Consider the following 23,451-nt stretch of genomic DNA (forward strand, 5'->3'; position numbering starts at 1 on the left):
TGAACCGACCTGGCGGTTCAGCTCCAGATGCGGTCGAACCGGTCGCCCAGCCCGGTAATCAGCTCATATTGCGAAAGGCCCGTCCGCGCGGCGGTTTCGGGCAGGGCATAGTCGATGGTGATCCAGTCGCCCTCCGCCACATCGGGCGCCGCGCTGACATCGATCGCCACCAGATCCATCGACACGCGTCCGATCACCGGCACCGCGACACCCCCCGCGCGTGCGAGTCCCCGGTCGGAAAAACAGCGCAGATAGCCGTCGGCATAGCCCAGATTGATCGTCGCGACCTGGGTATCGGCGGCGGCAGTCCAGGTGGCGTTGTACCCGACGGTCTGGCCGGCCGGGACCCGCCGGCGCTGGAGCAGCTGGGCCTGGGGCGTCACCACCTGGCGGATGTGCGGGGCCAGCACCGGCGACTGGACGCCGCCATAGAGCGAGATGCCCGGCCGGGTGAGATCGAAGGCATAGTCCCGACCCAGCGCGATCCCCGCCGAGTTGGCAAGGCTCATCCGCCGCGCGCCGGTTACCCCGCGCAGCGCCGCGAACGCGTCACGCTGGCGGGCGTTGAGCGGAGACTCCTCGTCCGCGCTGACCAGGTGGCTCATCAGCGTTTCGATCCGCAAGCCGTCGAGCAGGCCGGCAGCGACATCCGCGACGCCGATGCCGAGCCGGTTCATCCCGGTATCGACCATCACGTCGCAGGCGCCGCCACCGGCATCGCGCCAGCGGCGGATTTGATCGACGGTGTTGAGCACCGGGCGCGCATGTTTCGACGCGCGTGCCGCCGCGACATCCTCCTCGCGCAGCCCGTGCAGGACCGACACCGCGACGCCGAGCGGGTCGAGCGCCCTGGCCTCTCCCCATGTCGCGACGAAAAAGTCGCGGCAGCCGGCCGCAGCCAGTCGCGACGCGACCCCGCAGGCACCCAGCCCATAGCCATCGGCCTTCACCGCAGCCCCGCACGCCGCGCCGCCGCTCAGCGTCGCCAGGGCGCGCCAGTTGGCGACGAGCGCATCGCCGTCGAGGCGCAGGCGGAGCGGGGCGGACGTCATCGCGCCCGGCTAGCGCCCCTTCCCCGTCACCGCAATCACCCGGCGGGTTTCAGATCCTTTTCCTTGAGGAAGATCAGCGTGATCGCGAGCGCGACCGCCACCACGATCCAGGTGTACCAGATCCCGGCATAGGGGTTGCCCGACTTGGCCACCATATACTGGCTGATGAGCGGCAGGAATCCGCCGAAATAGCCGGTGCCGATATGATAGGGGATCGACATCGAACTGTAGCGGATGCGCGGCGGGAACAATTCGGTCAGCAGCGCGGCGACCGGACCGTAGGTGAGGCCCGACAGTGCCGCCATCGCGCTGATCGCGATCAGGATCAGGACGATGTCGAACGCGGACGGCACCACCTTGTCGAGCTTGTACCCGGCATTGGCCAGCGCCTTGTCGATATCGACCGACGTGTTCGACACGACCGGCAACCCGCCGATCGACACCGAAGCGGACGGGGTCACCGCGCTCGAATAGGGAATACCCTTTTTGGAGAGGTAATCCATCAGCTGGCCACAGGTCGTCCCCTGCCGCATCGCGAAGGGATCGTAGGCGCAGTCCGGCCCGGAAACGACGACCGGCGCGCGCTTCGCCGCGTCAGCCAGTTCCGGGTTCGCTGCCTGCCCCATCGCCCAGAATAGCGGGAACAGCATCAGCAGGGTGAAGCCATAGCCGATCACGATCGGCTTCTTGCGCCCGATCCGGTCCGACAGCTTGCCGAAGACGACGAACCAGAACAGCCCCCCCGCCGCGCCCGCCGCCGCCATCAGCTGCGCGACGACCGGCTCGACCCGCATCGGCCCCTGAAGGAAGGACAGCACCGAAAAGGTCGCGGTGTACCAGATCACGGTCAGACCGGCGGCGACACCGAACAGCGCCACGAACAGCCGTCGGATATTGCCGGGATGGGTGAAGCTTTCCTTGAGCGGATTGCGCGCGACTTCGCCCGCCGACTTCATCGCCTGGAACACCGGACTTTCCGACAGTTTGAGGCGCATGTAGAGCGAGATGGCGAGCAGCCCGATCGAGAAGATGAACGGAAGCCGCCAGCCCCACGCATCCCACACGCCCGTCGGCATCGCGAACCGGGTGAGCAGCACCACCGCGAGGCTGAGCACGAACCCCGCCGAAACGCTTGCCTGAATGAAGCTGGTGAAATAGCCCGCGCGGCCGGCCGGCGCATGTTCGGCGACATAGATCGCAGCCCCGCCATATTCGCCGCCCAGCGCCAGGCCTTGCAGGATGCGCAGCAGGATGACGATCGTCGGAGCCGCGACGCCGATCGACGCGTGCGAGGGGACCAGGCCGACACCGGCGGTCGCGATGCCCATCAGGGTGATCGTAACGAGAAACGTATATTTGCGGCCCAGCCGGTCGCCCAGATAGCCGAACAGCACCGCGCCGAGCGGACGGAAGCCGAACCCGACCGCGAACCCCGCCCAGGCATAGAGCGCCTCCATCACCGGATTGCCGGTCGCGAAGAAGGTGCGCCCGATGATGCCGGAGGCGGCGAGCGTGCCGTAAATGAAGAAATCATACCATTCGAACACGGTCCCGAGTGACGAGGCGGTCACCACCTGTCGCATTTCCGCCGCGCTTGGTTCGCGCCGGCTCCCGATCGCGTCGGATTCGCTCTCCATTCGGTCCCCCCAACCCCTGTTCGCGCTCCGGTTTAGCGGCTTGCCGATGCGCGGCAAGGGGGTCGGCCCTTCCGGCGCCGCGGCGAACCGGCTAGGGCCGGCGCCATGATCCGCCTGTCCGGTCTCTCGCTTGCTCTCGATCACGCCGACGACGCCATCGCGCCCGCCATCTGCCAGCGGCTGGGAATCACGCCGGGCGACCTGCGCGGCTGGACGCTGTTCAAGCGCGGGAACGACGCGCGGCGGCGCGGCGCGATCCAGCTGGTCCATACCTTCGATATCGATGTGACCGACGAGGCCGGCGTGCTGGCGCGGCACGCGGGGGACAAGGACGTGCGCCGCACGCCGGACATGTCCTACCGCCCGCCGGTCGCCGCGCCGGAAGGATGGTCGGGACTGCGCCCGGTGGTGATCGGCGCGGGACCGTGCGGCCTGTTCGCGGGCCTGATCCTCGCCCAGATGGGGTTTCGCCCGATCATCCTCGACCGTGGCAAGGTGGTGCGCCAGCGGACCAAGGATACCTGGGGCCTGTGGCGTCGCGCCGAACTGAATCCCGACAGCAACGTGCAGTTTGGCGAGGGCGGCGCCGGCACCTTTTCAGACGGCAAGCTGTATTGCCGGGTGAAGGACCCCCGGTTTCTGGGCCGCAAGGTGCTGGAGGAATTCGTCCGTGCCGGCGCGCCCGACGACATTTTGTGGGAGGCGCATCCGCATATCGGCACGTTCCGCCTGGTCACGATGGTCGAGAGCCTGCGCGCGACGATCGAAGGGCTGGGCGGCGAATATCGCTGGCAGACGCGGGTCGATGATCTGGAACTGGAGCGCGACGCGGACGGAACCCGGTCGCTGCGCGGATTGCACCTGCACGATGGCAGCTTCCTGGAGGCCGATCATGTGGTGCTGGCGGTCGGCCACAGCGCGCGCCCGACGTTCGAGATGCTCCACCGCCGCGGCGTGCATGTCGAGGCCAAGCCCTTTTCGATCGGCGTGCGGATCGAACATCCGCAAAGCTGGATCGACCAGGCGCGGTTCGGATCGTGTGCGAACCATCCCGATCTGGGCGCGGCAGCCTATAGCCTGGCCCATCACTGCGCCAATGGGCGCACCGTCTACAGCTTTTGCATGTGTCCGGGCGGGCGCGTCGTCGCGGCGACGAGCGAAGAGGGGCGCGTCGTGACCAACGGCATGAGCCAATATTCGCGCGCGGAGTTCAACGCCAATTCGGGCCTGGTCGTCGCGATCGATCCTGCGCGCGACTATCCCGACGGGCCACTGGCAGGGATCGCACTGCAACGGCATTGGGAGGAAAAGGCGTTCGTCGCTGGCGGATCGACCTATCACGCGCCGGGCCAGCTGGTCGGAGACCTTATCGCGGGGCGCCCCTCCACCGCAATCGGCGCGGTCGTCCCCAGCTACAAGCCGGGGGTGCGGATGACCGATCTGTCGCAATGCCTGCCCCCGTTCGTGATCGAGGCGTTTCGCGAGGCGCTGCCGGTCTTTGGCCGAAAGATCGCGCGGTACGATCATCCGGACGCGGTGATGACGGGCGTGGAGACGCGCACCTCCTCACCGATCCGGATCACCCGCGGCGCCGATTTTCAGAGCATCAACACCCGGCGGCTGTTCCCGGCCGGCGAGGGCGCGGGATATGCGGGCGGCATCCTGTCCGCCGCGATCGACGGGATCAAGGTGGCCGAGGCGGTGGCCGCCAGCATCGTCGCGGCGCGCTGACCCCCCGCGTCAGGGGAAGCGCAACGTCACCACCAGCCCCGGCCCCGCGTCGCCCAGTTCGACCGAGCCGTCGTGCAGATGCGCGACCGCCTGGACCAGCGACAGGCCAAGGCCGGCGCCACTCCCCTGCCGGGCCGCATCGAGCCGGCCAAAGCGGCGCAGCGCCTCCGCCCGCTGCCCCTCGGCGATCCCCGGTCCGTGGTCGCGGACCGACAGCGCGATGCCGTCGGCATGCTCGGCGAGCGTCAGCACGATCGCGCCCCGGCCATATTTGACCGCGTTTTCGATGAGGTTGCCCACCGCCTGGCCAAGCAGCTGCCGATGCACGGCACGCGTGACGCCGGGCTGGGCATCGACCATCAGCTCGCGGCCGCCCTCCTCGACCAGCGGCGCGTAGATTTCGCCAAGCGTTTCGAGCAGCGTATCGATCCGCGTGACCGCAAAGCTGTCCCGACCGACGCCCGCCTCCGCGCGGCTGATGCTGAGCGCGGTTTCGACGATCGCCATCAGCCGGTCGCCTTCCTCCAGCGCGCGCTGCATCGCGTCCTGCGCGTCCGGCTCGGTGATCTCGCGCGCGGCACGTTCGAGCGCGACGCGCATTCGCGTGAGCGGCGATTTGAGGTCGTGCGCCAGTCCATCGGTCGCGATCTTCAGTTCGCCGACCAGCGCCGCGATCCGATCGAGCGTGCGATTGACCTCGCCCCCCAGCATCGCGAAGGCGTCGCCCGACCGGTCCTCCGGCACGCGCCGGGCAAGATCGCCCGCCCGCACATCGTGCAGCGTCGTCACCGTCGAACGGAGCCTGGCGCCGATCAGCCGCGCCGCCAGTGCGGCCGCGATCGCCGCGAATACCAGCCCGAGCACCATCGCCGCCAGGCTTACCCGCTCCAGCCGTCCCAGCAGGAGCCGCTCGCCCTCATACGCCACCCCGCTGATCAGGCGCCCCCCCCCGGGGAGCCGCGTCAGGCGCAGCAACGCCGCCTCCGGCAGGGGCCGGCCGACGCGCCGCACATCGAGCTGGCGATAATCCGAATCGGTCGAAACACCCGCCGGCATCGCCGCCAGGTTGCCGGCGATGGGGCGGCCCGTGGAATCGATCAGCAGCATCATCGCCCGCCCGGACGCGCGCTCGGTCCGCAGATCGATCGCGTGGGAAAGCGCGCGAACGCCCCCCTGCGCGAAGGTAGCGCGAAGATCGTCGCGAATGATTTCGGCACTCGCCTCGGCATTCGCGATGCTCTGCGCGCGCAGCACCATGCCCAGACCGGTCAGCAGCACGGCGAGCGTCACCACCTGGGACAGGAAGATCAGCGCCGCGAGGCGAAATGTGGTCGAGCGCCAGCTCACGGAGCCGCGCCGAGCCGGTATCCCACGCCGCGAACGGTGTGCAGCAACGGATAGGGCGCGCCCTCATCCACCTTCTTGCGCAGGCGACTGAGATGGACATCCACGACGTTGGTGCCGGGATCGAAATGATAGTCCCATACCCCTTCGAGCAGCATCGTCCGCGTGACGACCTGATCGGCATGGCGCAGCAGATATTCGAGAAGGCGAAATTCGCGCGGCTGAAGGTCGATCGTGCGCGATCCGCGCCGGACGCGGCGGGCGAGCAGGTCCATCTCCAGATCGTCGCAGCGCAGCACGGTCGCCGGCGCCGGCCCCGAACCGCCCCGCCGGATGAGCAGCCGAATGCGCGCCAGAAGTTCCGCAAAGGCAAAGGGCTTGGTCAGATAGTCGTCGGCCCCGTCGGTCAGCCCCTTGATCCGGTCCTCGGGCGAACCCAGTGCCGACAGCACGATGACCGGCGTCGCGATTCCCGCCCCGCGCATGGCGCTCAGCACCGCCATCCCGTCCAGACCCGGAAGCATGCGATCGAGGATGACGCAGTCATGGCTGCCATCGGTGGCGTGAAACAGCCCGTCGCGGCCGTTGTTCGCCCGATCGACGACGAACCCCTCCTCGTCCAGCCCTTTGGCGATGAAGTCGCCGGTCGCGGCATCATCCTCGATGAGCAGGATCTTGTTCGCCACCGGCATGGTCCCTTCGTGGATCGTCGCGCCCGGGATCACGGCGCGCGTTCGGCCGCAGCGGGCAATTCCCGTTTGATGATCTCCATCATTTCGTCGAGCCGCTGGGCGACCGCAAGGTCGATCTTCTCATGCAGGCGCATCAGTTCGAGTTCGCTGCGCAGATTGACCTCATAATCCAGGCTGGCCGCCAGCCGGTCCTTCGCCGCCTGGCGGTTCTGGCTCATCATGATGACCGGTGCCTGCACCGCCGCGAGCGTCGAGAGCATGAGGTTGAGGAAGATATAGGGATAGGGATCGAATGCCAGGCCGACCCGCGCGAGCACGTCCGAATTGAGCAGCATCCACCCCAGCAGGATCGCCGCAAAAGCGATGATGAACGCCCATGAGCCGCCCACCGCGGCAACGCGATCGGCGAGCCGGTCGCCAAGCGTCGCCGCTTCGTCGGCGACGTCCGCCGCGTCGCGGGCGGTGGGCCGGCCCGCCTGGATGCTGGCGAGGACGCGCACTTCCTCCGGATCCAGCGCGGCGGCCTGCTTGCCGATCAACCGGCTGGCGAGCGCCTGAAACGCGTGAGTGGCCATCGCTTCGTCTCCTTTGCGCCGATATCTGGCAAGGCGTGGCTTGACGGGGGGTGAGGAAGAGATGAACTTTTCCTCATCTTTGGGCGCACGCGCGAACATTACCGATTTGTCAGACGCCGCTGATGTTCACGCAATCCCGCCGGGCCTAGTGCGGCAGGACAAGGAGTGTCGCGAATGCGCAAGGCCATCATCGCAACCCTGATCGCCACGTCGGCGGCCCCGGCACTGGGCGCGGTCCAGACCCAGGGCCTGACCGAGGGGGTCTGGATGAACCCCTATCGGTCGGTTGCGGTGCGCACCGGCCCGTGCGGCGACCGCATCTGCGGCTGGATCGTGTGGGCGAGTGCGTCGGCCCAGGCCGATGCGCGCAGCAGTGGCATCGACCGGCTGATCGGCGTCCAACTGCTGGAGGATTATCGACCGCAGGGGCCGAACCACTGGACCGGCACGGTCTTCGTCCCGGACATGAATCGTCGCTTCGCATCGGAGATCAACGCGCTCTCGCCGACCAGCCTGCAAATCAAGGGCTGCATCCTGCACGGGCTGATCTGCCGGTCGCAGACATGGAACCGGATCGAGCGGCTGCCGCAATGAACCGGCTTCGCATCCTGTTCGAACGGCATCGCCGCATCATCGTGATCGCCGTCGTGCTGGCGCTGATCGCGGTGGGGTTTTCGGCGCTGGAGGCGCTGACGCGCGAAATCCATTACGCCGACGTGCGCGCGGCGGTCCATGCGCTGTCCGCGCACCAGATCGCACTCGCGCTCCTCCTGACTGCGGGCAGCTATCTCGCCCTCACCTTTTACGACGTCATCGCGTTGCGGATCATCGGGCGCCCCCTGCCCTGGCGCACCGCCGCGATCGCGTCGTTCACCAGCTATACGCTCAGCCATAATCTGGGCCTGGCGCTGCTGACCGGCGGATCGGCCCGCTATCGCGTCTATACCGCGGCGGGACTGGACGGCGGCGACGTGGCGCGCGTGGTCGGGCTGGCGGGCGGCACATTCTGGATCGGCGTGGTGTCGGTCGCCGGCGCGGCGCTGCTGCTGCACGCTGGCCCGGTCGATCTCGCGGGGCTGGCGATCGGCGCGGCGCACGCGCACCTCGCCGGCATCGCGATCCTGGGCGCGATCGGCGCGCTGCTGATCGGATCGGCGTTCGTGCGCGCGCCGATCCGCGTCGCCGGTTTCACGCTCCCCGTGCCGCGTCCGGGCCAGCTGATCGGTCAGGCAGGAATCGCGCTTGCCGACATCGCCTGCGCCAGCGCGGCGCTGTTCGTCCTGATCCCCGGCGCGGATCCGGCGTTGCTGCCGACCTTCATCCTGGCCTATTCGCTCGGCATCGTCGCCACGGTCGTCACCCATGTCCCGGGCGGGATCGGCGTGTTCGAGGCGGTGGTGCTGGCCGTGGTTCCGGGCGATCCGGTAACGCTGTTCGCCGCGCTGATCGCCTATCGGCTGGTCTATTACCTGCTTCCGCTGGCGCTCGGCATCCTGCTGCTCGTCTGGCATGAGGGCGCACGATACCGGCGCGCGGGCCAGTTATTGGCGGGCGCGCAGGCCGTTGCGTCGGAACTGGCGCCGCTGGTCATGAGCGCCGCGACCTTTCTGGGCGGCGGCCTGTTGCTGCTGTCGGGGTCGTTGCCGTCGCTGCGGCCGCGCATGGGCGCGCTGTCGTCGATCCTGCCGCTCCCCTTTATCGAGGCAAGCCATGTCGCGGCCAGCCTGGTCGGCACCGGCCTGCTGCTGCTCGCACCCGGCCTGTACCGCCGTCTCGACGGCGCGTTCCACGCCACCCGCCTGTTGCTTATCGCGGGGGCGTTCTTTTCGATCGCGAAGGGAATCGATTATGAGGAAGCCTTTGTCTGCCTGACGCTGGCGGCGCTGCTGCAATGGACGCGCGGCGCCTTTTACCGCCGCACCGCGCTGACCCAGCAGCCGCTGTCGGCGGGCTGGATCGCGTCGGCGGCAGGGGTGATCGCGCTGGCCGTCTGGGCGGGGTTCTTCGTCTATCGGCGCGTTCCCTATAATGACGATCTGTGGTGGCGGTTCGCGCTGCATGGCGATGCCCCGCGCTTCCTTCGCGCGATGCTGGGCGTGGCAGTGCTGCTGGGCGGCGTGGCGGTGTGGCGCCTGTTGTCGCCGGCGTCGGATCGCTCACCCCGGCTCGCCGAATCGCCGGACATCGACGCGATCCGCCCGATCCTGGCCCAGGCCACCCGGACCGAGGCGATGCTGGCGCTGACCGGCGACAAACGGTTCCTGATATCGGCGTGCGGCGACGCGTTCCTGATGTACCAGATCAAGGGGTCGAGCTGGATCGTGATGGGCGATCCGGTCGGCGCGAGCGAGGCGTGGGGCGAATTGCTGTGGCAGATCCGCGACCTTTCGGATCGCCAGCAGGGCCGGCTGCTGCTGTACGAGGTGTCGCCCGCCACACTGGACCTTGCCATCGGCCTGGGGCTTCAGATCGTGAAATTCGGCGAGGAGGCGATCATCGATCTCGACGCGTTCGCGCTCGACACCCCCGATCTGCGCAGCGTCCGAAAATCGGCCCGCGTGGTCGAACGCACCGGCGCGCGGTTCCGCATCGTCCCGGCTGCGGCGGTGCCGGCCATCCTCCCCGCGCTCATCGCGATCTCCGACGAGTGGCTGGCCGCGAAGGGGCAGCGCGAAAAGAGCTTCAGCCTGGGCAGCTGCGATCCCGACTATCTGTGCAATTTCGATATCGCGCTGGTGATGATGGACGACCGGATCGTCGCCTTCGCCAATCTGTGGCTGACCGCGGGCAAGCAGGAGGCTTCGGTCGATCTGATGCGCCAGTCCGAGGACGCCCCGAAAGGATGTATGGACTTCCTGTTCGTCGAGCTGATGCAATGGGCCAAGGCGCGCGGATACAGCCGCTTCTCGCTCGGCATGGCGCCGCTGTCGGGGATTGACGGGCGACGGCTCGCCCCCGCCTGGGCCAAGGCTGCGGCGCTGGTCTTTCGCCACGGGGAGCGCTTCTACGGATTTCGCGGGCTGCGCAGCTACAAGGAGAAGTTCGCGCCGGGTTGGGAACCCCGCTATGTCGCGGGTCCGCACGCGATCGGCCTGATCCAGGCGATGCGAGACCTGTCCCGCCTGATCGGCAAGCCGCGCCCGGCCGCGCAATGCGCCGCCCCGACGCCGACGCCGGCGCCACAGCCGACATCGTCCGAGGCACCGTGCGCCCCGATCGCGGCTTTCACCTCATGAGGAGGTTCTTCAGGCGGCCGGTGCGCCGCATTTGGCTGAAGCGCGGCATCGTCGGCGCCATCGTCACGGCGGCGCTCGTCGCTCTGGCGCTGGCCGCCCCCGCCCTGCACCTGATCGACCAGCGATCGATCCGCACCTACGAAACCGCGCGCGCCAATCCCGATGTCGCCGCCGTCTATATCTCGGGCGACATGGGGATGCGGTTCGGCATCGGCAGAAAGGTCGCACCCGCGCTGGCCAAAGCGGGTCTGCCGGTGGTCGCGATCAGTTCGCCGGTCAATTTCGGAACCCATCGCACGCGCGCACAGGCAGATGCGATCGTCGCCGACTCGATCCGCGTCGCGCTGCGCCTGACCGGCGCGAAGCGAATAGTCTTGATCGGCCAGTCCTTCGGCTCCGACATCGTCGCGACCATCGCCCCCGACATTCCGGTCGTCCTGCGCCCGCGCGTCGCGGCGATCGTGGCGGTGGTGCCGGCGCGCACGGTCTATTTCCGCGCCGATCCCACCACGATAACCTATCACGGCACCCCCGACGCGGAACCGGCGGCGGCGCTGCGCACGCTCGACTGGGCGCCGGTGATCTGCATCTACGGGGTCAAGGAAACGGACAGCCTTTGCCCACTGCTCGACCCGCGACATGCCCGGATCATCGGCCTGCCCGGCGGGCATTTCCTGCACAATGACGACAGGCTGCTGGTCGCGACGATCGCCGCCGCGCTGAATCGTGCCGACCCCGCGATCCTTCGCGCCGCGCCGCGCACATGACGAAAGTTTAAGGTTCCGCTCAGCCTGGGACCAACCCCAGGCTGGTAGCGGAATTGCGGGCCACCCCCGGCCGCTGGAACACCAACCGTCATGCAAAAGCCGATCTTCTTCGATCCTACCGGGCGCCGCAGTCGATGGTCGAAGCGCATGGTCGCGCTGTTGATCGGCGCGGTCATCCTGGCGGCGGTGGTCTTTGCCACCACGCTGGTGGCCGTGCCGCGCGGTCAGGATCTGCGGATGCCGCTGCCCGCGCCGCACGCCGCGCGCTTCGCGCCATCCACGCTGCGACACGGCATGGCGGGCTGGCTGCCCCGGCTGCATGCTCCGGCACCCGCGCGTCCGCTTTCGATCGGATTCTACATGCCCGGCGACGACGCCAGCCTCGCCTCGTTGCGACAGCATGGCGCGGCGCTCGACTGGGCGGTCCCGGCGCTGGTCAGCGTGGCCGGCCCCGCGCATTCGGTCACCGTCCTGGACGACCGCAAGTTCGACCGCACGGTTGCGGGGATGCGCGATCGACCGATGGTCCTGCCGATGGTGCAGAATATCGGCAACCAGTCATGGGACGGCGCCGGCACCGCCGCGCTGCTGCACGACCGCACGGCGCGCAGCGCGCTCGCCACCCGGCTCGGCGGCATGGTGGCGCAGCGGCACGACGCGGGTCTGGTGATCGATTTCGAAACGCTCCCCGCCCGCGCGATGCCCGACTATGTCCGGTTTCTGGGCGACCTGCGCAAGGCGCTGCCGGCCGGGGCGAAAATCGCGATCACTGCGCCGGCGGACGATCCGACCTGGCCGCTCGCGTCGCTCGCGCGGGTGACCGACAAGCTGATCTATATGGCCTATGACCAGCATTGGCAGGGCGCCGAGAGCGGCCCCATCGCGGCCCAGCAGTGGTTCGTCGATCAGGTCGAGCACGCCCAGCGGGCGGTCGGCCGCGACAAGCTGGTGATCGCGCTGGGCAGCTATGGCTATGACTGGCACGGCGACGATACCGACGCGCTGTCGATCGAGGATGCCTGGCTCGCCGCGCACGACAGCCAGGCGGCGATCACCTTCGACCGCGCCAGCGGCAACGCCGGTTTCGCCTATGACGAGGACGGACAGCGTCACACGATCTGGATGATGGACGCGGCGACCAGCTGGAACCAGATGATCGCGCTCAAGCGGCTGGGCGTCGGCGACGTCGCGTTGTGGCGGCTGGGCAGCGAAGACCCCGGCTTCTGGGCTGACCTGCACGCCTTCCGCGCGGGCGGTCAGCCGGACCTTTCGACGCCCACCGCGCTGCTCAGCACCGATGTCGAGGGGAATGGCGAGATCCTGCGCATCACCGCAACACCGACCGACGGGCGCCGCCGGGTCGCGCAGGACGCCGCAGGCATGATCCGCGACGAGCGTTACGACGCACTTCCGACCCCCTTCGTCGTGCATCGCGCCGGAGCGCAGGACCCGAAGCTGCTCGCGCTCACATTCGACGACGGGCCGGATGCGAGCTGGACGCCGAAGATCCTCGACATTCTGGAGCGCGAGCACGTACCGGCCACCTTCTTCGTGATCGGCGAAAATGCGCTCCAGCATCCCGGCCTGCTCAACCGCATCGTCGCCGACGGGGACGAGATCGGCAATCACAGCTACACCCACCCCAATCTGGCGCTTGCCGGCCCGGCGCAGACCCGCCTGGAACTCAACACCACCCAGCGGCTGGTGGAGGCCTATACCGGCCGGCGCATGACGCTGTTCCGCGCGCCCTATTTCGGTGACGCCGAACCGACCAGCCTGGACGAACTGGTGCCGGCGCTCGCCGCGCAACAGGCGGGCTATACGGTCGTCGGCCTGCACGTCGATCCGGGCGACTGGCAGCGGCCGGGCGCCGACGCGATCGTCGCCCAGACCATCGCCAGGGTACATGCCGGGAGGCCCGACGCGTCCGGTAATTCGGGCAACGTCATCCTGCTTCACGATGGCGGCGGCGATCGTGCAGAGACGGTCGCGGCGCTGCCACGCATCATCGAAACGCTGAAGGCGCAGGGATATCGGTTCGTGCCGGTATCCCGCCTGGTCGGCGTCACGCCGGAACAAGCGATGCCCCGGATCGCCAGCGAGGATCTGTGGGCGGTGCGCGCCGATGTCGGCATCTTCATCGTGCTGGCCGTGCTGGCCGCGCTGCTCGCCTGGCTGTTCTATCTCGCGATCGCGCTCGGCATCGCACGCGCGGTGGTGATGGCCGGCCTCGCCTGGTTCCAGAGCAGCCGCCGCCGCGCCGAGCCGCCGACCTTCGAACCCAGCGTGTCGGTGATCATCCCCGCCTATAACGAGGAACGGGTGATCGCCGCATCGGTCGCGCGGGTGCTGGCCAGCGACTATCCCGCGCTTCAGGTCATCGTCGCGGATGACGGGTCGAAGGACGGGACCAGCCGCATCGTCGCCGAGGCCTTTGCGGACGACCCGCGCGTGACGCTGCTGACGCTGGAAAATGGCGGCAAGGCGGCGGCGCTCAATCGCGCGCTGCTTCAGGCGACGGGAGAAGTGGTCATCGCGCTGGACGCCGATACCCAGTTCGAACCGCTGACGATCCGCCGGCTGGCGCGCTGGTTCGCCGACCCGCGGATCGGCGCGGTGGCGGGCGACGCGCGGGTTGGCAACCGCGTCAACCTCGTCACCCGCTGGCAGGCGGTTGAATATATCACCGCGCAGAATCTGGAGCGGCGGGCGCTTGCCGGGTTCGACGCGATGACGGTGGTCCCCGGCGCGGTCGGCGCATGGCGACGGGCGGCGCTCGACGGTGTCGGGGGCTATCCCGAAGACACGCTGGCGGAGGATCAGGACCTGACGATCGCGATCCAGCGCGCGGGGTGGCGCGTGACCTATGATCCGCGCGCCACCGCCTGGACCGAAGCGCCCGAGAGCTTCAGGGCGCTCGCCAAGCAGCGCTATCGCTGGGCCTTCGGTACGCTCCAGTGCCTGTGGAAGCACCGCGCGATCCTGCGCACGCGCAAGCCGTCGGGGCTGGCGCTGGTCGGCTTGCCCCAGGCCTGGCTGTTCCAGATCGCGTTCGCGGCGATCTCTCCGCTGATCGATCTCGCGCTGCTGCTGTCGATCGGCGGCACCGCGGTACGGATCGTCCAGCATGGCTGGGCGCAGACCAGCGGCGATGTTGCGACGATGGGCCTGTACTGGCTGGCCTTCACCGCGATCGACGTGCTGTGCGGCTGGATCGCCTATCGGCTCGACGGGCATCGGGTACGCTATCCCGCGCACCTGCTGGTCGCGCAGCGGCTGGTCTATCGCCAGATCATGTACTGGGTGGTGCTGCGCGCGATCGGATCGGCGATCGGCGGATGGGTCGTCGGCTGGGGCAAGCTCGAACGCACCGGGCGGGTGGCCACGGCTGCGTCATGACGGCGGCGCGGCGGGACCGCCGGGGTCCCGCCGCGTGCCGGAGCGATCAGGCGATTTCGCGGTCGAGCAATTCGTGCGCGGACAGGCCCAGCAGCGCGATATGGTCGCGTACCTTGGGCCAATAGCCGGTCAGGAAACGGTCGCGCTCGGCGATCTTCAGCCGCTCGACCGCGCCCGGCAGCACGAACATGCCGACGCCGCGACGGACCTCGACATAGCCATCGTCCTGAAAGCTCTGATAGGCCTTGGCAACGGTGAGCGGGTTCGCACCATGTTCGGCGGCGAGCGCGCGCACCGACGGCAACTGGTCCCCGGCCCGATATTCGCCGCGCAGAATCGCCGTGGCGATGATCGCACGCAGCTTCAGATATACCGGGCTGTCCTCATGTTCGAGCGCTGTCATGCTGCTTTAATACAGCATGGGAGCATGAAGTTCCAGCCCAAAGAAGGTATCGTCAGAAACCGTCTGGCGCGCTTCCGGTCCAGTCCGCGATGACCGCATCGGGATCGGGGCGCGGGCGCTCCTCCAGCGGGCGGGAGGGGGTCCCGATGAAGACGAACCCCGCGATCCGCCGCTCCGGACCGGCAAAGCCCGCGCGCACCATGTCCGAGAACGCCGCCCAGCCGGTCAGCCATGCGGCCGCATATCCCGACGCATGAACCGCGTGCAGCAGGTTCATCGTCGCCGCGCCGGCGGACAGTTCCTGCTCCCACAGCGGGATCTTGTGACCATGAACCGGCGCCGACAGCACGACGACCAGCGCCGGGGCCTGATAGGCGAAATCATCGACGACCGCATCGATGTCGCGCGCGGACGCGCCGGGCCGTTCGATGCGCAGCGCATCGCGCAGCAGCGCGGCGAACGCGTCGCGCCGATGGTCCGGAACGATCACGAATCGCCACGGGAACAGCTTTCCGTGATCGGGCGTGCGCGTCGCGATTTCGACGATGTGGCGCAGCTCGGCCGGATCGGGTCCCGGCGCGACAAGATCGCGCGCCTTGGCCGAACGGCGCGTGGCGAGGAGCGAGAGCGGGGTGGAGCGATCGTTGAACATCGCCCCCGACTAGGAAGACCGGTCACCGGGTTCAATGGCGCGGGACATAAAATTGCTTGGCACGCGGGATTTCGCCGTTAGGCTTCCGCGCTTCACGGGCGCGCAGGGACCGCGCCCATAAAAGATACAAGAGGGTTCGCGCGTGGAAGCACAGATCATTGCCTATATCGCGGCGGGGCTGCTCGTCCTGCTGCTTGGCGGGGGCGCGATCGCGATCGCCAGCCCGTCGAAGGAGATTCTCGGCCATCCAAAGGGGCTGTACATCCTCTTCTTCGCCGAGATGTGGGAGCGTTTTTCCTATTACGGAATGCGCGCGCTGCTCATTTTCTACCTGACCAAGCACTGGTTGTTCGACGATAGCAAATCGACACTGATCTACGGCGCCTATACCAGCCTGGTGTACATCACGCCGGTGCTCGGCGGCTGGCTCGCGGACCGTTATCTCGGCCAGCGCAAGGCGACGATGTTCGGCGCCGTCCTGCTGACCGCCGGCCATTTCCTGATGGCGTTCGAGGGATCGGGGGGACAGAACGACCCCACGATCAACGTCTTCTGGGCGGCCCTTGCCTTCATCATCGTCGGCTCGGGCTTCCTCAAGGCCAATATCTCGGTGATCGTGGGCCAGCTCTACCCGCTGACCGACACGCGTCGCGACGGCGCCTATACGATCTTCTACATCGGCATCAACGTCGGCGCCGCGATCGGCACCATCCTGGCCGGCTATCTGGGCGAGACCTTTGGCTGGCAGTACGGCTTTGGTGCCGCGGGCATCGGTATGCTCCTGGGCCTCGTGGTGTTCGTGCTGGGCAAGCCGCTGCTGCTCGGCAAGGGCGAGGCTCCGAAGGCGCTGGCCAGGGGGACCGAGATGATGATCTACGGCGTCGGCCTCGCGTCGGTCGCCGTGATCTGGGCGCTGGTCCAGTATCAGGACATCATCCAGACGCTGCTGATCGTGTCCGGTGTCGGCCTGCTCGGCTATGTGCTGTTCGAAAGCTTCAAGCTCGAACCGCACGCCCGCGACCGGATGTTCGCGATCCTCTTCCTGATCGCGCTCAACCCGATCTTCTGGGGCCTGTTCGAACAGGCCGGCGGCAGCCTCAACCTCTACACCGACCGGTTCGTCGACCGCGCCGGGGTGCCGGCGTCGCTGTTCCAGTCGATCAATCCGATCTACATCATCCTGCTCGGGCCGGTCTTCGCATGGCTGTGGGTGTTCCTCGGCAAGCGCAATCTGGAACCGTCGGCACCGGCCAAGTTCGGCATCGCGCTGCTTCAGGTCGGCGCATCGTTCCTGGTCTTCGTATGGGGCGCCAACGCGTTCGGCGTCGGTCCGGAGGCCAAGACGCTCGTGCTGTTCGTCTTCCTCATCTACCTGTTGCAGACGACGGGCGAGCTCTGCCTGTCGCCGGTCGGCCTCAGCGCGATGAACCGGCTGGCGCCGAAGCATCTCGCCTCGCTCATCATGGGCGCGTGGTTCTACATGACGGCGGTTGGCAATTTCGTCGCGGGCAAGATCGGCGAGGCGACCGGCGGCCATGACGGCGAGATGACGAAGGAAGCGACGCTGTCGGTCTATCACAGCATTGGCTGGATCACCGTCGGCGTGGGGGTCGTGGTGCTGCTGCTTTCGCCGCTGGTGAAGAAGCTGATGCACCTCGACACGCTGGCGAATGACGAGGAGCTTGCCGGCCAGGACGAGCTGGGCGAGCCACAGGCTGCGGGGATCGAGACCGGCGGCGAGACGCGCTGATCGGTCCATATCGAATGGAGGGGGAAATGGGACTGTTGATCGTCGCGTGCGCGGCCTTTGTCGGAACCCATTTCCTCCTCTCCCACCCCTTGCGAAAGCCGCTTGTCGATCGGATCGGCGAGCGGCCTTTTCTTGGGCTTTATTCGCTGGTCGCCATCGTCACGCTGGCCTGGATGGCGCATGCCTATGGCCGGGCGCCCGGCACCGCGCCGCTCTGGCCGGTCGGCGACGGGCTATGGGCGCTGGCGAGCGTGCTCACCCTGCTTGCCGCGCTGCTGTTTGTCGGATCGCTGCGGGGTAACCCCGCGCTGCCCGATCCCACCGGCCGGCCGAAAGCCGTCCCCGCCCCGCGCGGGATGTTCGCGATCACCCGCCACCCGATGATGTGGGGCTTCGGCCTGTGGGCGATCGCGCACATCCTGATCTTTCCCCAGCCCGCCCAGATCGTGCTGGCGGCGACGATCGCGGTGCTGGCGCTGGTCGGTGCGGCGTTGCAGGACCGCAAGAAGCGCCGCACCCAACCCGATTTCTGGCCACGGTGGCAGTCAGTGACCAGCTACTGGCCGTTCGCCGCGATCGCCAATGGCCGTGCGCAGGGCGCGGCGGCGTGGCCGGGCGCGCTCACTGCGCTCGCCGGCGTCGCGCTATGGCTTGGCGCGACCTGGGCGCACCGGCCGCTCGCCGGGTGGGACGCGGGCGTGTGGCGGTGGATCGCCGGATGAGCGAGGCGCATGTCGATCCGACGCGCGAACAGTTCGACGCGTTCAAGGCGCTGCCGCGCGACCGGCCGATCCTGATGATAAATCTGGTTCGCTATCGCGAGCGCGCGGCCTATCCCGACGGCCATCCCTATGCCGTCGAGGACCTGAGCGGGGCGGACGCGTATCGGCGCTATTCGAAGGAAAGCGGGCCGATCTTCGCACGGGTCGGCGGCACGATCCTGTGGAGCGGGCGGCCCGAGGTCGTGCTGACCGGGCCGACGCACGAGCGCTGGGACGCCGCCTTCATCGCCCGCTATCCCCACGCCGGCGCCTTTCTGGAAATGGTGACCGATCCCGCCTATCGCGCCGCCGTGGTGAACCGGCAGGCGGCGGTACTGACCTCGCGGCTGATCCGCTGCGCCGAACGATCGGACGGCAACGGCGTCAAGTTCGGCTGATCAGCCCGGCCCCAGCTCGCCGAGCAGGAACGCGAGCACCAGGCCGAGCGCGGTGGCGATGCCGGCAAGATGATGGTCCTCACGATAGGCCTTGGGAAACACCTCGGTCGCCAGGCTGGCGACAACCGCGCCGGCGGCGAAGCAGCGGATGACGGCGAGCACGCCCGGATCGACCCCGGCCAGCGCGACATTGCCGACGATGGCGGCGATCGACAACAGCACGGCGGTCGCGGTCCAGAGCAGCATCACCGCCCCCTTGCTCCGCCCCGCCTTCGCCATGTCGCGCGCGCCGCCCGCCGCCTCGGGCAGGTTGGAGAGGAAGATCGACCCGGCCAGCGCCGCCACCGCCATCGGCCCCGCGCCGATCAGCGCCACGCCCAGGGCCAGGTTTTCCGGCACGCCGTCAAGCGTGATCGCCGCGAGCAACCCGCCCCCCGAATCGCCGCCCCACACCTCATCGATCAGATAGTCGAGCAGCGCGAAGCTGATCGCCCCCATCGCGACTCCGCCCATCGCCCAGTGGAGCGGCACCTCTCGCGCCGCCGGCTCGATCAGTTCGGACACGAGGCTGAGGATCAACGCACCCCCCGCGAGCGCGATCAGGAACCCTTCGAGCCGCGGTCCCAGCCGGCCGTAGATTCCCCATGCCGCGCCGGCCAGCAACGCGCCGGAGACCACCGCTACAACGATCAGGGTCATCATCATCGCGGGGACAACCTATGACACGCGGCTTCGTTGCGCGACCGGATCGACCCGGCTCGCAAAAAAGGGGCCGGCCCTTGCGGACCGGCCCCGTTTCACGGCCCTACGTCGGGGTTTACCAGATGCTTACGCGCTGTTCGGGCGGCAGATACAGCTTGTCGCCCGGCTTCACGTTGAACGCCTTGTACCAGGCATCGACATTGCGGACGATGCCGTTGACGCGATATTTGGCCGGGCTGTGCGGATCGGTCAGCAGCCGCTGACGCTCGGCATCCTCGCGCACCTTGGTCTGCCATGCCTGGGCATAGGACAGAAAGAAGCGCTGATCGCCGGTCAGGCCGCCGATCACCGGCGCCTTGCCATGCTTGGCCTGATAGCGCTGATAGGCGCCATAGGCCATTTCGATGCCGCCCAGATCGCCGATATTCTCACCCAGGGTGAGCTTGCCGTTGATCTTCGTCCCCGGAATCGGCTCATAGCCATTATATTGTTCGACCAGCGCCGCCGTGCGCTTGCCGAACGCGGCCTTAGCCTCCGGCGTCCACCAGTTCTGGAACTTGCCGGTAGGGCCGAACTGGCTGCCCTGATCGTCAAAGCCATGGCCGATCTCATGGCCGATGATCGCACCGATCGCGCCGTAATTGACCGCCGGGTCCGCCTTCGGGTCGAAATAGGGCGCTTGCAGGATCGCCGCGGGGAAGGTGATCTGGTTGGCGAGCGGGTTGTAATAGGCGTTCACCGTCTGCGGCGTCATGCTCCACAGGTCGCGATCGACCGGCTTGCCGAGCAGCGAGAGCTGATATTGATGCTGCCATTCGCGTGCGCTCGCCATGTTGGCGAGGATGTCGCCGCGCACGATCTTCATCTTCGAATAGTCGATCCACTTCACCGGATAGCCGACGCGCGGATCGAACGCGGCGAGCTTCGCCAGCGCCTTCGCCTTGGTCGCGGGGTCCATCCACTGATTTTCCTTGAGCCGTTCGTCGAGGCTGGCGCGCAGATCGGCGATCAGCTCCTTCATCTTCGCCGAGCTTTCGGGCGGATAATGGCGGGCGACGTAGATTTCGCCGACCGCTTCCCCCAGCGCGCCGTTGACGAGCTGCACGCCGCGCTTCCACCGCTCGCGCTTCTGCGGGGTGCCGGACAGCGTTTTCTGGTAGAAATTGAATGCCGCATCGTCGAACGCCCTGGGCAGATAGGGCGCGTTGGACGAGATGAAGTGGAAGGCCATCCAGTCCTGCCACGTCGATACCGGCACCTCGGCGAACATCTTCCCCAGCGCGGCGAGCGCGGTGTCGTTGCCCATGATCATCTTGGGCATCGATTCGAGACCCGCGACCTTCATCATCATCGGCCAGTCGAACTCGGGCGCGAGCTTCGCCATGCCGGCGCGGTCCATCGGCTTGTAGATCGCCGGGATGTCGCGATTCTGCGCCGGGGTCCAATGCACCTTCGCCATCGCGGTTTCGAATGCGACGATCCGGTCGGCCTTCGCGGACGCGTCGGCGATGCCGGCAAGCGTCAGCATCTGTTCGACATAGGCGCGATACGCCTTGCGGAAGGCGTCGTACTTCTCACCCTCCAGCAGGTAATAATCGCGTGCCATGCCCAGCGTACCCTGGCTGGCAAAGGCGGTATATTGCGTCGGATCGGCCAGGTCGGGGATGATGCCGATATCGACCGGCGAGGCGATCCCCGGCTCCATGAACAGCGCCTGGAGCTTTTCGCGGTCATCGGCCGCGGCGAACCTGGCCAGCCACGGCTTGAGCGGCGCGGTCCCGCGCGCCTCGATCCCCGCCTCGTCCATCCAGCTGGCATAGAGGTCGCCGATCTGCTGCCCCTTCAGGCCGAACTGCGCCGGATTTTTCGCCATGTCGTTGAGGATCGCGTGGACCGCGACCTCCGCCTCGTCGGTCAGTTTGGTGCCGAAGCCGGCGGATGCGCGGTCCGGGGCGATCTCCACCTTCTTGGCCCAGCTGCCGTTGACATACGACCAGAAGTCGTCGCCGGGCTTCACGCTCTTGTCCTCCGACGTCAGATCGATCCCGAACTTGCCGTAACGCGGGCCGGCCGCCTGCGACAGCGCCGGTCCGGTCAGCGACAGCGCGGCGACACCCAGCGCGAGGCGCGCCAGAACGTTGATCTTCATGGTGATGATTCCCCAGGCTTCGAAGTGTATTGGCTCGATGTAACACTGGCGATCGAACCGCGCAACGGGCCGGCGGGAGGGGTTCGGGCGCGGCGCGAGGGATGCCCGGCCCCGGCACGGGGACCGGACCGACATCGACCCAGTCCCCACGGGAATCGCGGTTCAGCCCACCCGGTTCGCGACGAGATCATCGACCACGGCGGGATCGGCGAGGGTGGAGGTATCGCCCAGGCTCGACACGTCGCCCTCGGCGATCTTGCGCAGGATGCGCCGCATGATCTTGCCCGATCGGGTCTTGGGCAGGCCCGGCGCGAACTGGATCGCGTCGGGCGTAGCGATCGGCCCGATTTCGCTGCGCACCCATTTGACGAGATCGGCACGCAGCGCATCACTCGCCTCGCACCCCGCATTGAGCGTCACATAGGCGTAGATGCCCTGCCCCTTCACGTCATGCGGCATACCGACCACCGCCGCTTCCGCGACCCGGGGATGCAGCACCAGAGCGCTTTCGACCTCCGCGGTTCCCATGCGGTGGCCGGAGACGTTGATGACGTCGTCCACCCGGCCGGTGATCCAGTAATAGCCGTCCGCATCCCGTCGACAGCCGTCTCCGGTGAAATACGTGCCGGGATAGGTGGTGAAATAGGTCTGGAAGAACCGTTCGTGATCGTTCCACACGGTCCGCATCTGCCCCGGCCAGCTGCGCGCGATGATCAGGTTGCCCTCGGTCGCGCCGTGCAGGACATTGCCCTTTTCATCGACCAGCCGGGGATCGACGCCGGGCATCGGCCGCGTCGCCGATCCAGGCTTCAGCGCGGTGGCGCCCGGCATCGGCGCGATCATCGCCGCGCCGGTTTCGGTCTGCCACCAGGTATCGACGATCGGACAGCGCCCCTCTCCCACCACGTCGTGATACCAGCGCCATGCCTCCGGATTGATCGGCTCGCCGACCGTGCCGAGCAGCTTGAGCGACGCGCGCGACGTGCGCTTCACATGGTCGTCGCCGTCCTTCATCAGCGCGCGCAGGGCTGTGGGGGCGGTGAACACGGTGTGGACGTCGTGGCGATCGACCACCTGCCAGATGCGGCTGGCATCCGGCCAGTTGGGCAGCCCTTCATACATCAGCGTCGTCGCACCGTTGGCGAGTGGGCCATAGACGATGTAGCTGTGGCCGGTGACCCAGCCGATATCGGCGGCGCACCACCAGACATTGCCGGGGCGATAATCGAAACACCATTCATGGGTCAGGCTGGCCCAGAGCAGATAGCCGCCGGTCGTGTGCAGCACGCCCTTCGGCTTGCCGGTCGATCCCGAGGTGTAGAGGATGAACAGCGGATCCTCCGCCCCCATCGGTTCGGCAGGGCAGTCGGCCGGCACACTGGCGACGGCTTCGTCATACCAGACGTCACGCCCGTCCTGCATCACGACGTCGCCGCCGGTGGCGCGCACCACGATCACCTTCTCAAGCGCCGGCGCGCGCTTCGCGGCCTCGTCCACATTGGCCTTCAGCGCGATGCGCTTGCCGCCACGACGCCCCTCGTCCGCGGTCACCACCACGCTCGAATCACAATCGGTGATCCGGCCGGCCAGAGCCTCGGGCGAAAAGCCGCCGAACACCACCGAATGGATCGCGCCGATCCGCGTGCAGGCAAGCATGGCGAACGCCGCCTCGGGAATCATCGGCATGTAGATGGTGACGCGATCGCCCTTGCGAACGCCCTGCCCCTTCAGCACGTTCGCGAAGCGGCAGACATTCTGATACAATTCCAGATAGGTGAAGCGACGCGGTTCCTCGGTCGGATCGTCCGGCTCCCAGATGATCGCGACATCGCCGCCACGACTCGCCAGATGGCGATCGATACAGTTCGCCGCGACGTTCAGCCGGCCGTCGGCGAACCAGTTGATGTGGAAATCATCCTCGTCGAACGACCAGTCGCCGGCGAGTTCGGGCCGCTTGATCCAGTCGAGCCGGCGCGCCTGTTCCAGCCAGAAGCTGCCCGGATCGGCGATCGATCGACCATAAAGCTGTTCGTAGCCGGCGGCGTCGATCCGCGCCTCTCGCGCCCATTGTTCCGGAACCGGGTAGATGTCGTCGGACACGGGATTCTCCTCTCGCGCACGACCTTAACGGGCGCCCGAACGCGTGCAAGCAAGCACTGCTAGGCAGCGCGAAAGCGGCCCGGAAACTTAATCCGGTCGCGGG

General features: G+C 67.7%; 18 protein-coding genes. 8 read left to right on the forward strand and 10 right to left on the reverse strand.

Annotated elements, in window-relative coordinates; translation table 11 throughout:
* Window positions 1-17 precede the first annotated feature (17 nt).
* Window positions 18-1,052, reverse strand: coding sequence for an alanine racemase (alr, locus tag KF783_RS01860; protein ID WP_294076184.1), 1,035 nt, complete (start codon window positions 1,050-1,052; stop codon window positions 18-20).
* A gap of 35 nt (window positions 1,053-1,087) precedes the next feature.
* Window positions 1,088-2,689, reverse strand: a complete 1,602-nt coding sequence (locus tag KF783_RS01865; protein ID WP_294076185.1) for an MFS transporter — start codon at window positions 2,687-2,689, stop codon at window positions 1,088-1,090.
* A 105-nt stretch (window positions 2,690-2,794) separates the two neighbouring features.
* Here KF783_RS01865 and KF783_RS01870 point away from each other — a divergent pair, with 105 nt between their 5' ends.
* Window positions 2,795-4,420, forward strand: a complete 1,626-nt coding sequence (locus tag KF783_RS01870; protein ID WP_294076186.1) for an FAD-dependent protein — start codon at window positions 2,795-2,797, stop codon at window positions 4,418-4,420.
* A 9-nt stretch (window positions 4,421-4,429) separates the two neighbouring features.
* On the opposite strand, the gene KF783_RS01875 is transcribed toward KF783_RS01870, so the two are convergent.
* Genes KF783_RS01875 through KF783_RS01885 form a run of 3 tightly spaced genes read right to left on the reverse strand, consistent with a single transcriptional unit; the run spans window position 4,430 to window position 7,031 of the window.
* Window positions 4,430-5,767 (reverse strand): HAMP domain-containing sensor histidine kinase, encoded by a 1,338-nt coding sequence (locus tag KF783_RS01875; protein WP_294076187.1) that lies wholly within the window; start codon window positions 5,765-5,767, stop codon window positions 4,430-4,432.
* Window positions 5,764-6,450, reverse strand: coding sequence for a response regulator transcription factor (locus KF783_RS01880; RefSeq protein WP_294076188.1), 687 nt, complete (start codon window positions 6,448-6,450; stop codon window positions 5,764-5,766). The genes KF783_RS01875 and KF783_RS01880 overlap by 4 nt, the downstream gene beginning before the upstream one ends.
* Window positions 6,451-6,485: 35 nt before the next feature.
* Entirely contained in the window at window positions 6,486-7,031 is a 546-nt protein-coding gene (locus KF783_RS01885; protein ID WP_294076189.1) for a DUF1003 domain-containing protein, read from the reverse strand.
* A 174-nt stretch (window positions 7,032-7,205) separates the two neighbouring features.
* Here KF783_RS01885 and KF783_RS01890 point away from each other — a divergent pair, with 174 nt between their 5' ends.
* From KF783_RS01890 to KF783_RS01905, 4 genes are all read left to right on the forward strand, one after another.
* Window positions 7,206-7,625, forward strand: coding sequence for a DUF2147 domain-containing protein (locus KF783_RS01890; protein WP_294076190.1), 420 nt, complete (start codon window positions 7,206-7,208; stop codon window positions 7,623-7,625).
* On the forward strand, window positions 7,622-10,267 hold the full coding sequence (mprF, locus tag KF783_RS01895) for a bifunctional lysylphosphatidylglycerol flippase/synthetase MprF (protein WP_294076191.1): 2,646 nt from the start codon (window positions 7,622-7,624) through the stop codon (window positions 10,265-10,267). The genes KF783_RS01890 and mprF overlap by 4 nt, the downstream gene beginning before the upstream one ends.
* A gap of 20 nt (window positions 10,268-10,287) precedes the next feature.
* Entirely contained in the window at window positions 10,288-11,034 is a 747-nt protein-coding gene (locus KF783_RS01900; RefSeq protein WP_294076192.1) for an alpha/beta fold hydrolase, read from the forward strand.
* Between the two features lie 90 nt (window positions 11,035-11,124).
* On the forward strand, window positions 11,125-14,433 hold the full coding sequence (locus KF783_RS01905; protein WP_294076193.1) for a glycosyltransferase: 3,309 nt from the start codon (window positions 11,125-11,127) through the stop codon (window positions 14,431-14,433).
* 46 nt (window positions 14,434-14,479) lie between these two features.
* Here KF783_RS01905 and KF783_RS01910 read toward each other — a convergent pair whose 3' ends face one another.
* A complete protein-coding gene (locus KF783_RS01910) occupies window positions 14,480-14,836 on the reverse strand; it encodes a GntR family transcriptional regulator (protein ID WP_294076194.1) in 357 nt (118 codons plus the stop codon).
* A 52-nt stretch (window positions 14,837-14,888) separates the two neighbouring features.
* Window positions 14,889-15,488 carry a nitroreductase gene (locus tag KF783_RS01915; RefSeq protein ID WP_294076195.1) on the reverse strand — a complete coding sequence of 200 codons (600 nt, stop codon included), beginning with the start codon at window positions 15,486-15,488 and terminating at the stop codon, window positions 14,889-14,891.
* A gap of 178 nt (window positions 15,489-15,666) precedes the next feature.
* On the opposite strand from KF783_RS01915, the gene KF783_RS01920 reads away from it, so the two are divergent.
* The 3 genes from KF783_RS01920 to KF783_RS01930 are packed head-to-tail and all read left to right on the forward strand — an operon-like array spanning window position 15,667 to window position 18,397.
* Window positions 15,667-17,238, forward strand: coding sequence for a peptide MFS transporter (locus KF783_RS01920; RefSeq protein WP_294076352.1), 1,572 nt, complete (start codon window positions 15,667-15,669; stop codon window positions 17,236-17,238).
* A gap of 26 nt (window positions 17,239-17,264) precedes the next feature.
* Window positions 17,265-17,960 (forward strand): NnrU family protein, encoded by a 696-nt coding sequence (locus tag KF783_RS01925; RefSeq protein WP_294076196.1) that lies wholly within the window; start codon window positions 17,265-17,267, stop codon window positions 17,958-17,960.
* Window positions 17,957-18,397, forward strand: coding sequence for a DUF1330 domain-containing protein (locus tag KF783_RS01930; protein ID WP_294076197.1), 441 nt, complete (start codon window positions 17,957-17,959; stop codon window positions 18,395-18,397). Before KF783_RS01925 ends, KF783_RS01930 begins: the two co-directional genes overlap by 4 nt.
* Here the strand turns inward: KF783_RS01930 and KF783_RS01935 are convergent, their stop codons facing one another.
* The 3 genes from KF783_RS01935 to acs form a co-directional block, all read right to left on the reverse strand.
* Window positions 18,398-19,099, reverse strand: a complete 702-nt coding sequence (locus tag KF783_RS01935; protein WP_294076198.1) for a zinc transporter — start codon at window positions 19,097-19,099, stop codon at window positions 18,398-18,400.
* Between the two features lie 115 nt (window positions 19,100-19,214).
* Window positions 19,215-21,248: a M13 family metallopeptidase gene (locus KF783_RS01940; RefSeq protein ID WP_294076199.1), complete on the reverse strand. Its 2,034-nt coding sequence runs from the start codon at window positions 21,246-21,248 to the stop codon at window positions 19,215-19,217.
* A gap of 162 nt (window positions 21,249-21,410) precedes the next feature.
* Window positions 21,411-23,348, reverse strand: a complete 1,938-nt coding sequence (gene acs, locus KF783_RS01945) for an acetate--CoA ligase (protein ID WP_294076200.1) — start codon at window positions 23,346-23,348, stop codon at window positions 21,411-21,413.
* Window positions 23,349-23,451 lie beyond the last annotated feature (103 nt).

The organism is Sphingomonas sp. (assembly GCF_019635455.1).
Lineage (GTDB): Bacteria > Pseudomonadota > Alphaproteobacteria > Sphingomonadales > Sphingomonadaceae > Sphingomonas.

Bases quoted from the DNA above. Each gene is read 5' to 3' on its own strand.
- KF783_RS01930 (WP_294076197.1), top strand. From the start codon at position 17,957: ATGAGCGAGGCGCATGTCGATCCGACGCGCGAACAGTTCGACGCGTTC.
- KF783_RS01870 (WP_294076186.1), top strand. From the start codon at position 2,795: ATGATCCGCCTGTCCGGTCTCTCGCTTGCTCTCGATCACGCCGACGAC.
- alr (WP_294076184.1), bottom strand. From the start codon at position 1,052: ATGACGTCCGCCCCGCTCCGCCTGCGCCTCGACGGCGATGCGCTCGTC.
- KF783_RS01925 (WP_294076196.1), top strand. From the start codon at position 17,265: ATGGGACTGTTGATCGTCGCGTGCGCGGCCTTTGTCGGAACCCATTTC.
- KF783_RS01940 (WP_294076199.1), bottom strand. From the start codon at position 21,248: ATGAAGATCAACGTTCTGGCGCGCCTCGCGCTGGGTGTCGCCGCGCTG.
- KF783_RS01910 (WP_294076194.1), bottom strand. From the start codon at position 14,836: ATGACAGCGCTCGAACATGAGGACAGCCCGGTATATCTGAAGCTGCGT.
- KF783_RS01915 (WP_294076195.1), bottom strand. From the start codon at position 15,488: ATGTTCAACGATCGCTCCACCCCGCTCTCGCTCCTCGCCACGCGCCGT.
- KF783_RS01865 (WP_294076185.1), bottom strand. From the start codon at position 2,689: ATGGAGAGCGAATCCGACGCGATCGGGAGCCGGCGCGAACCAAGCGCG.
- KF783_RS01890 (WP_294076190.1), top strand. From the start codon at position 7,206: ATGCGCAAGGCCATCATCGCAACCCTGATCGCCACGTCGGCGGCCCCG.
- KF783_RS01905 (WP_294076193.1), top strand. From the start codon at position 11,125: ATGCAAAAGCCGATCTTCTTCGATCCTACCGGGCGCCGCAGTCGATGG.
- KF783_RS01935 (WP_294076198.1), bottom strand. From the start codon at position 19,099: ATGATGACCCTGATCGTTGTAGCGGTGGTCTCCGGCGCGTTGCTGGCC.
- mprF (WP_294076191.1), top strand. From the start codon at position 7,622: ATGAACCGGCTTCGCATCCTGTTCGAACGGCATCGCCGCATCATCGTG.
- KF783_RS01885 (WP_294076189.1), bottom strand. From the start codon at position 7,031: ATGGCCACTCACGCGTTTCAGGCGCTCGCCAGCCGGTTGATCGGCAAG.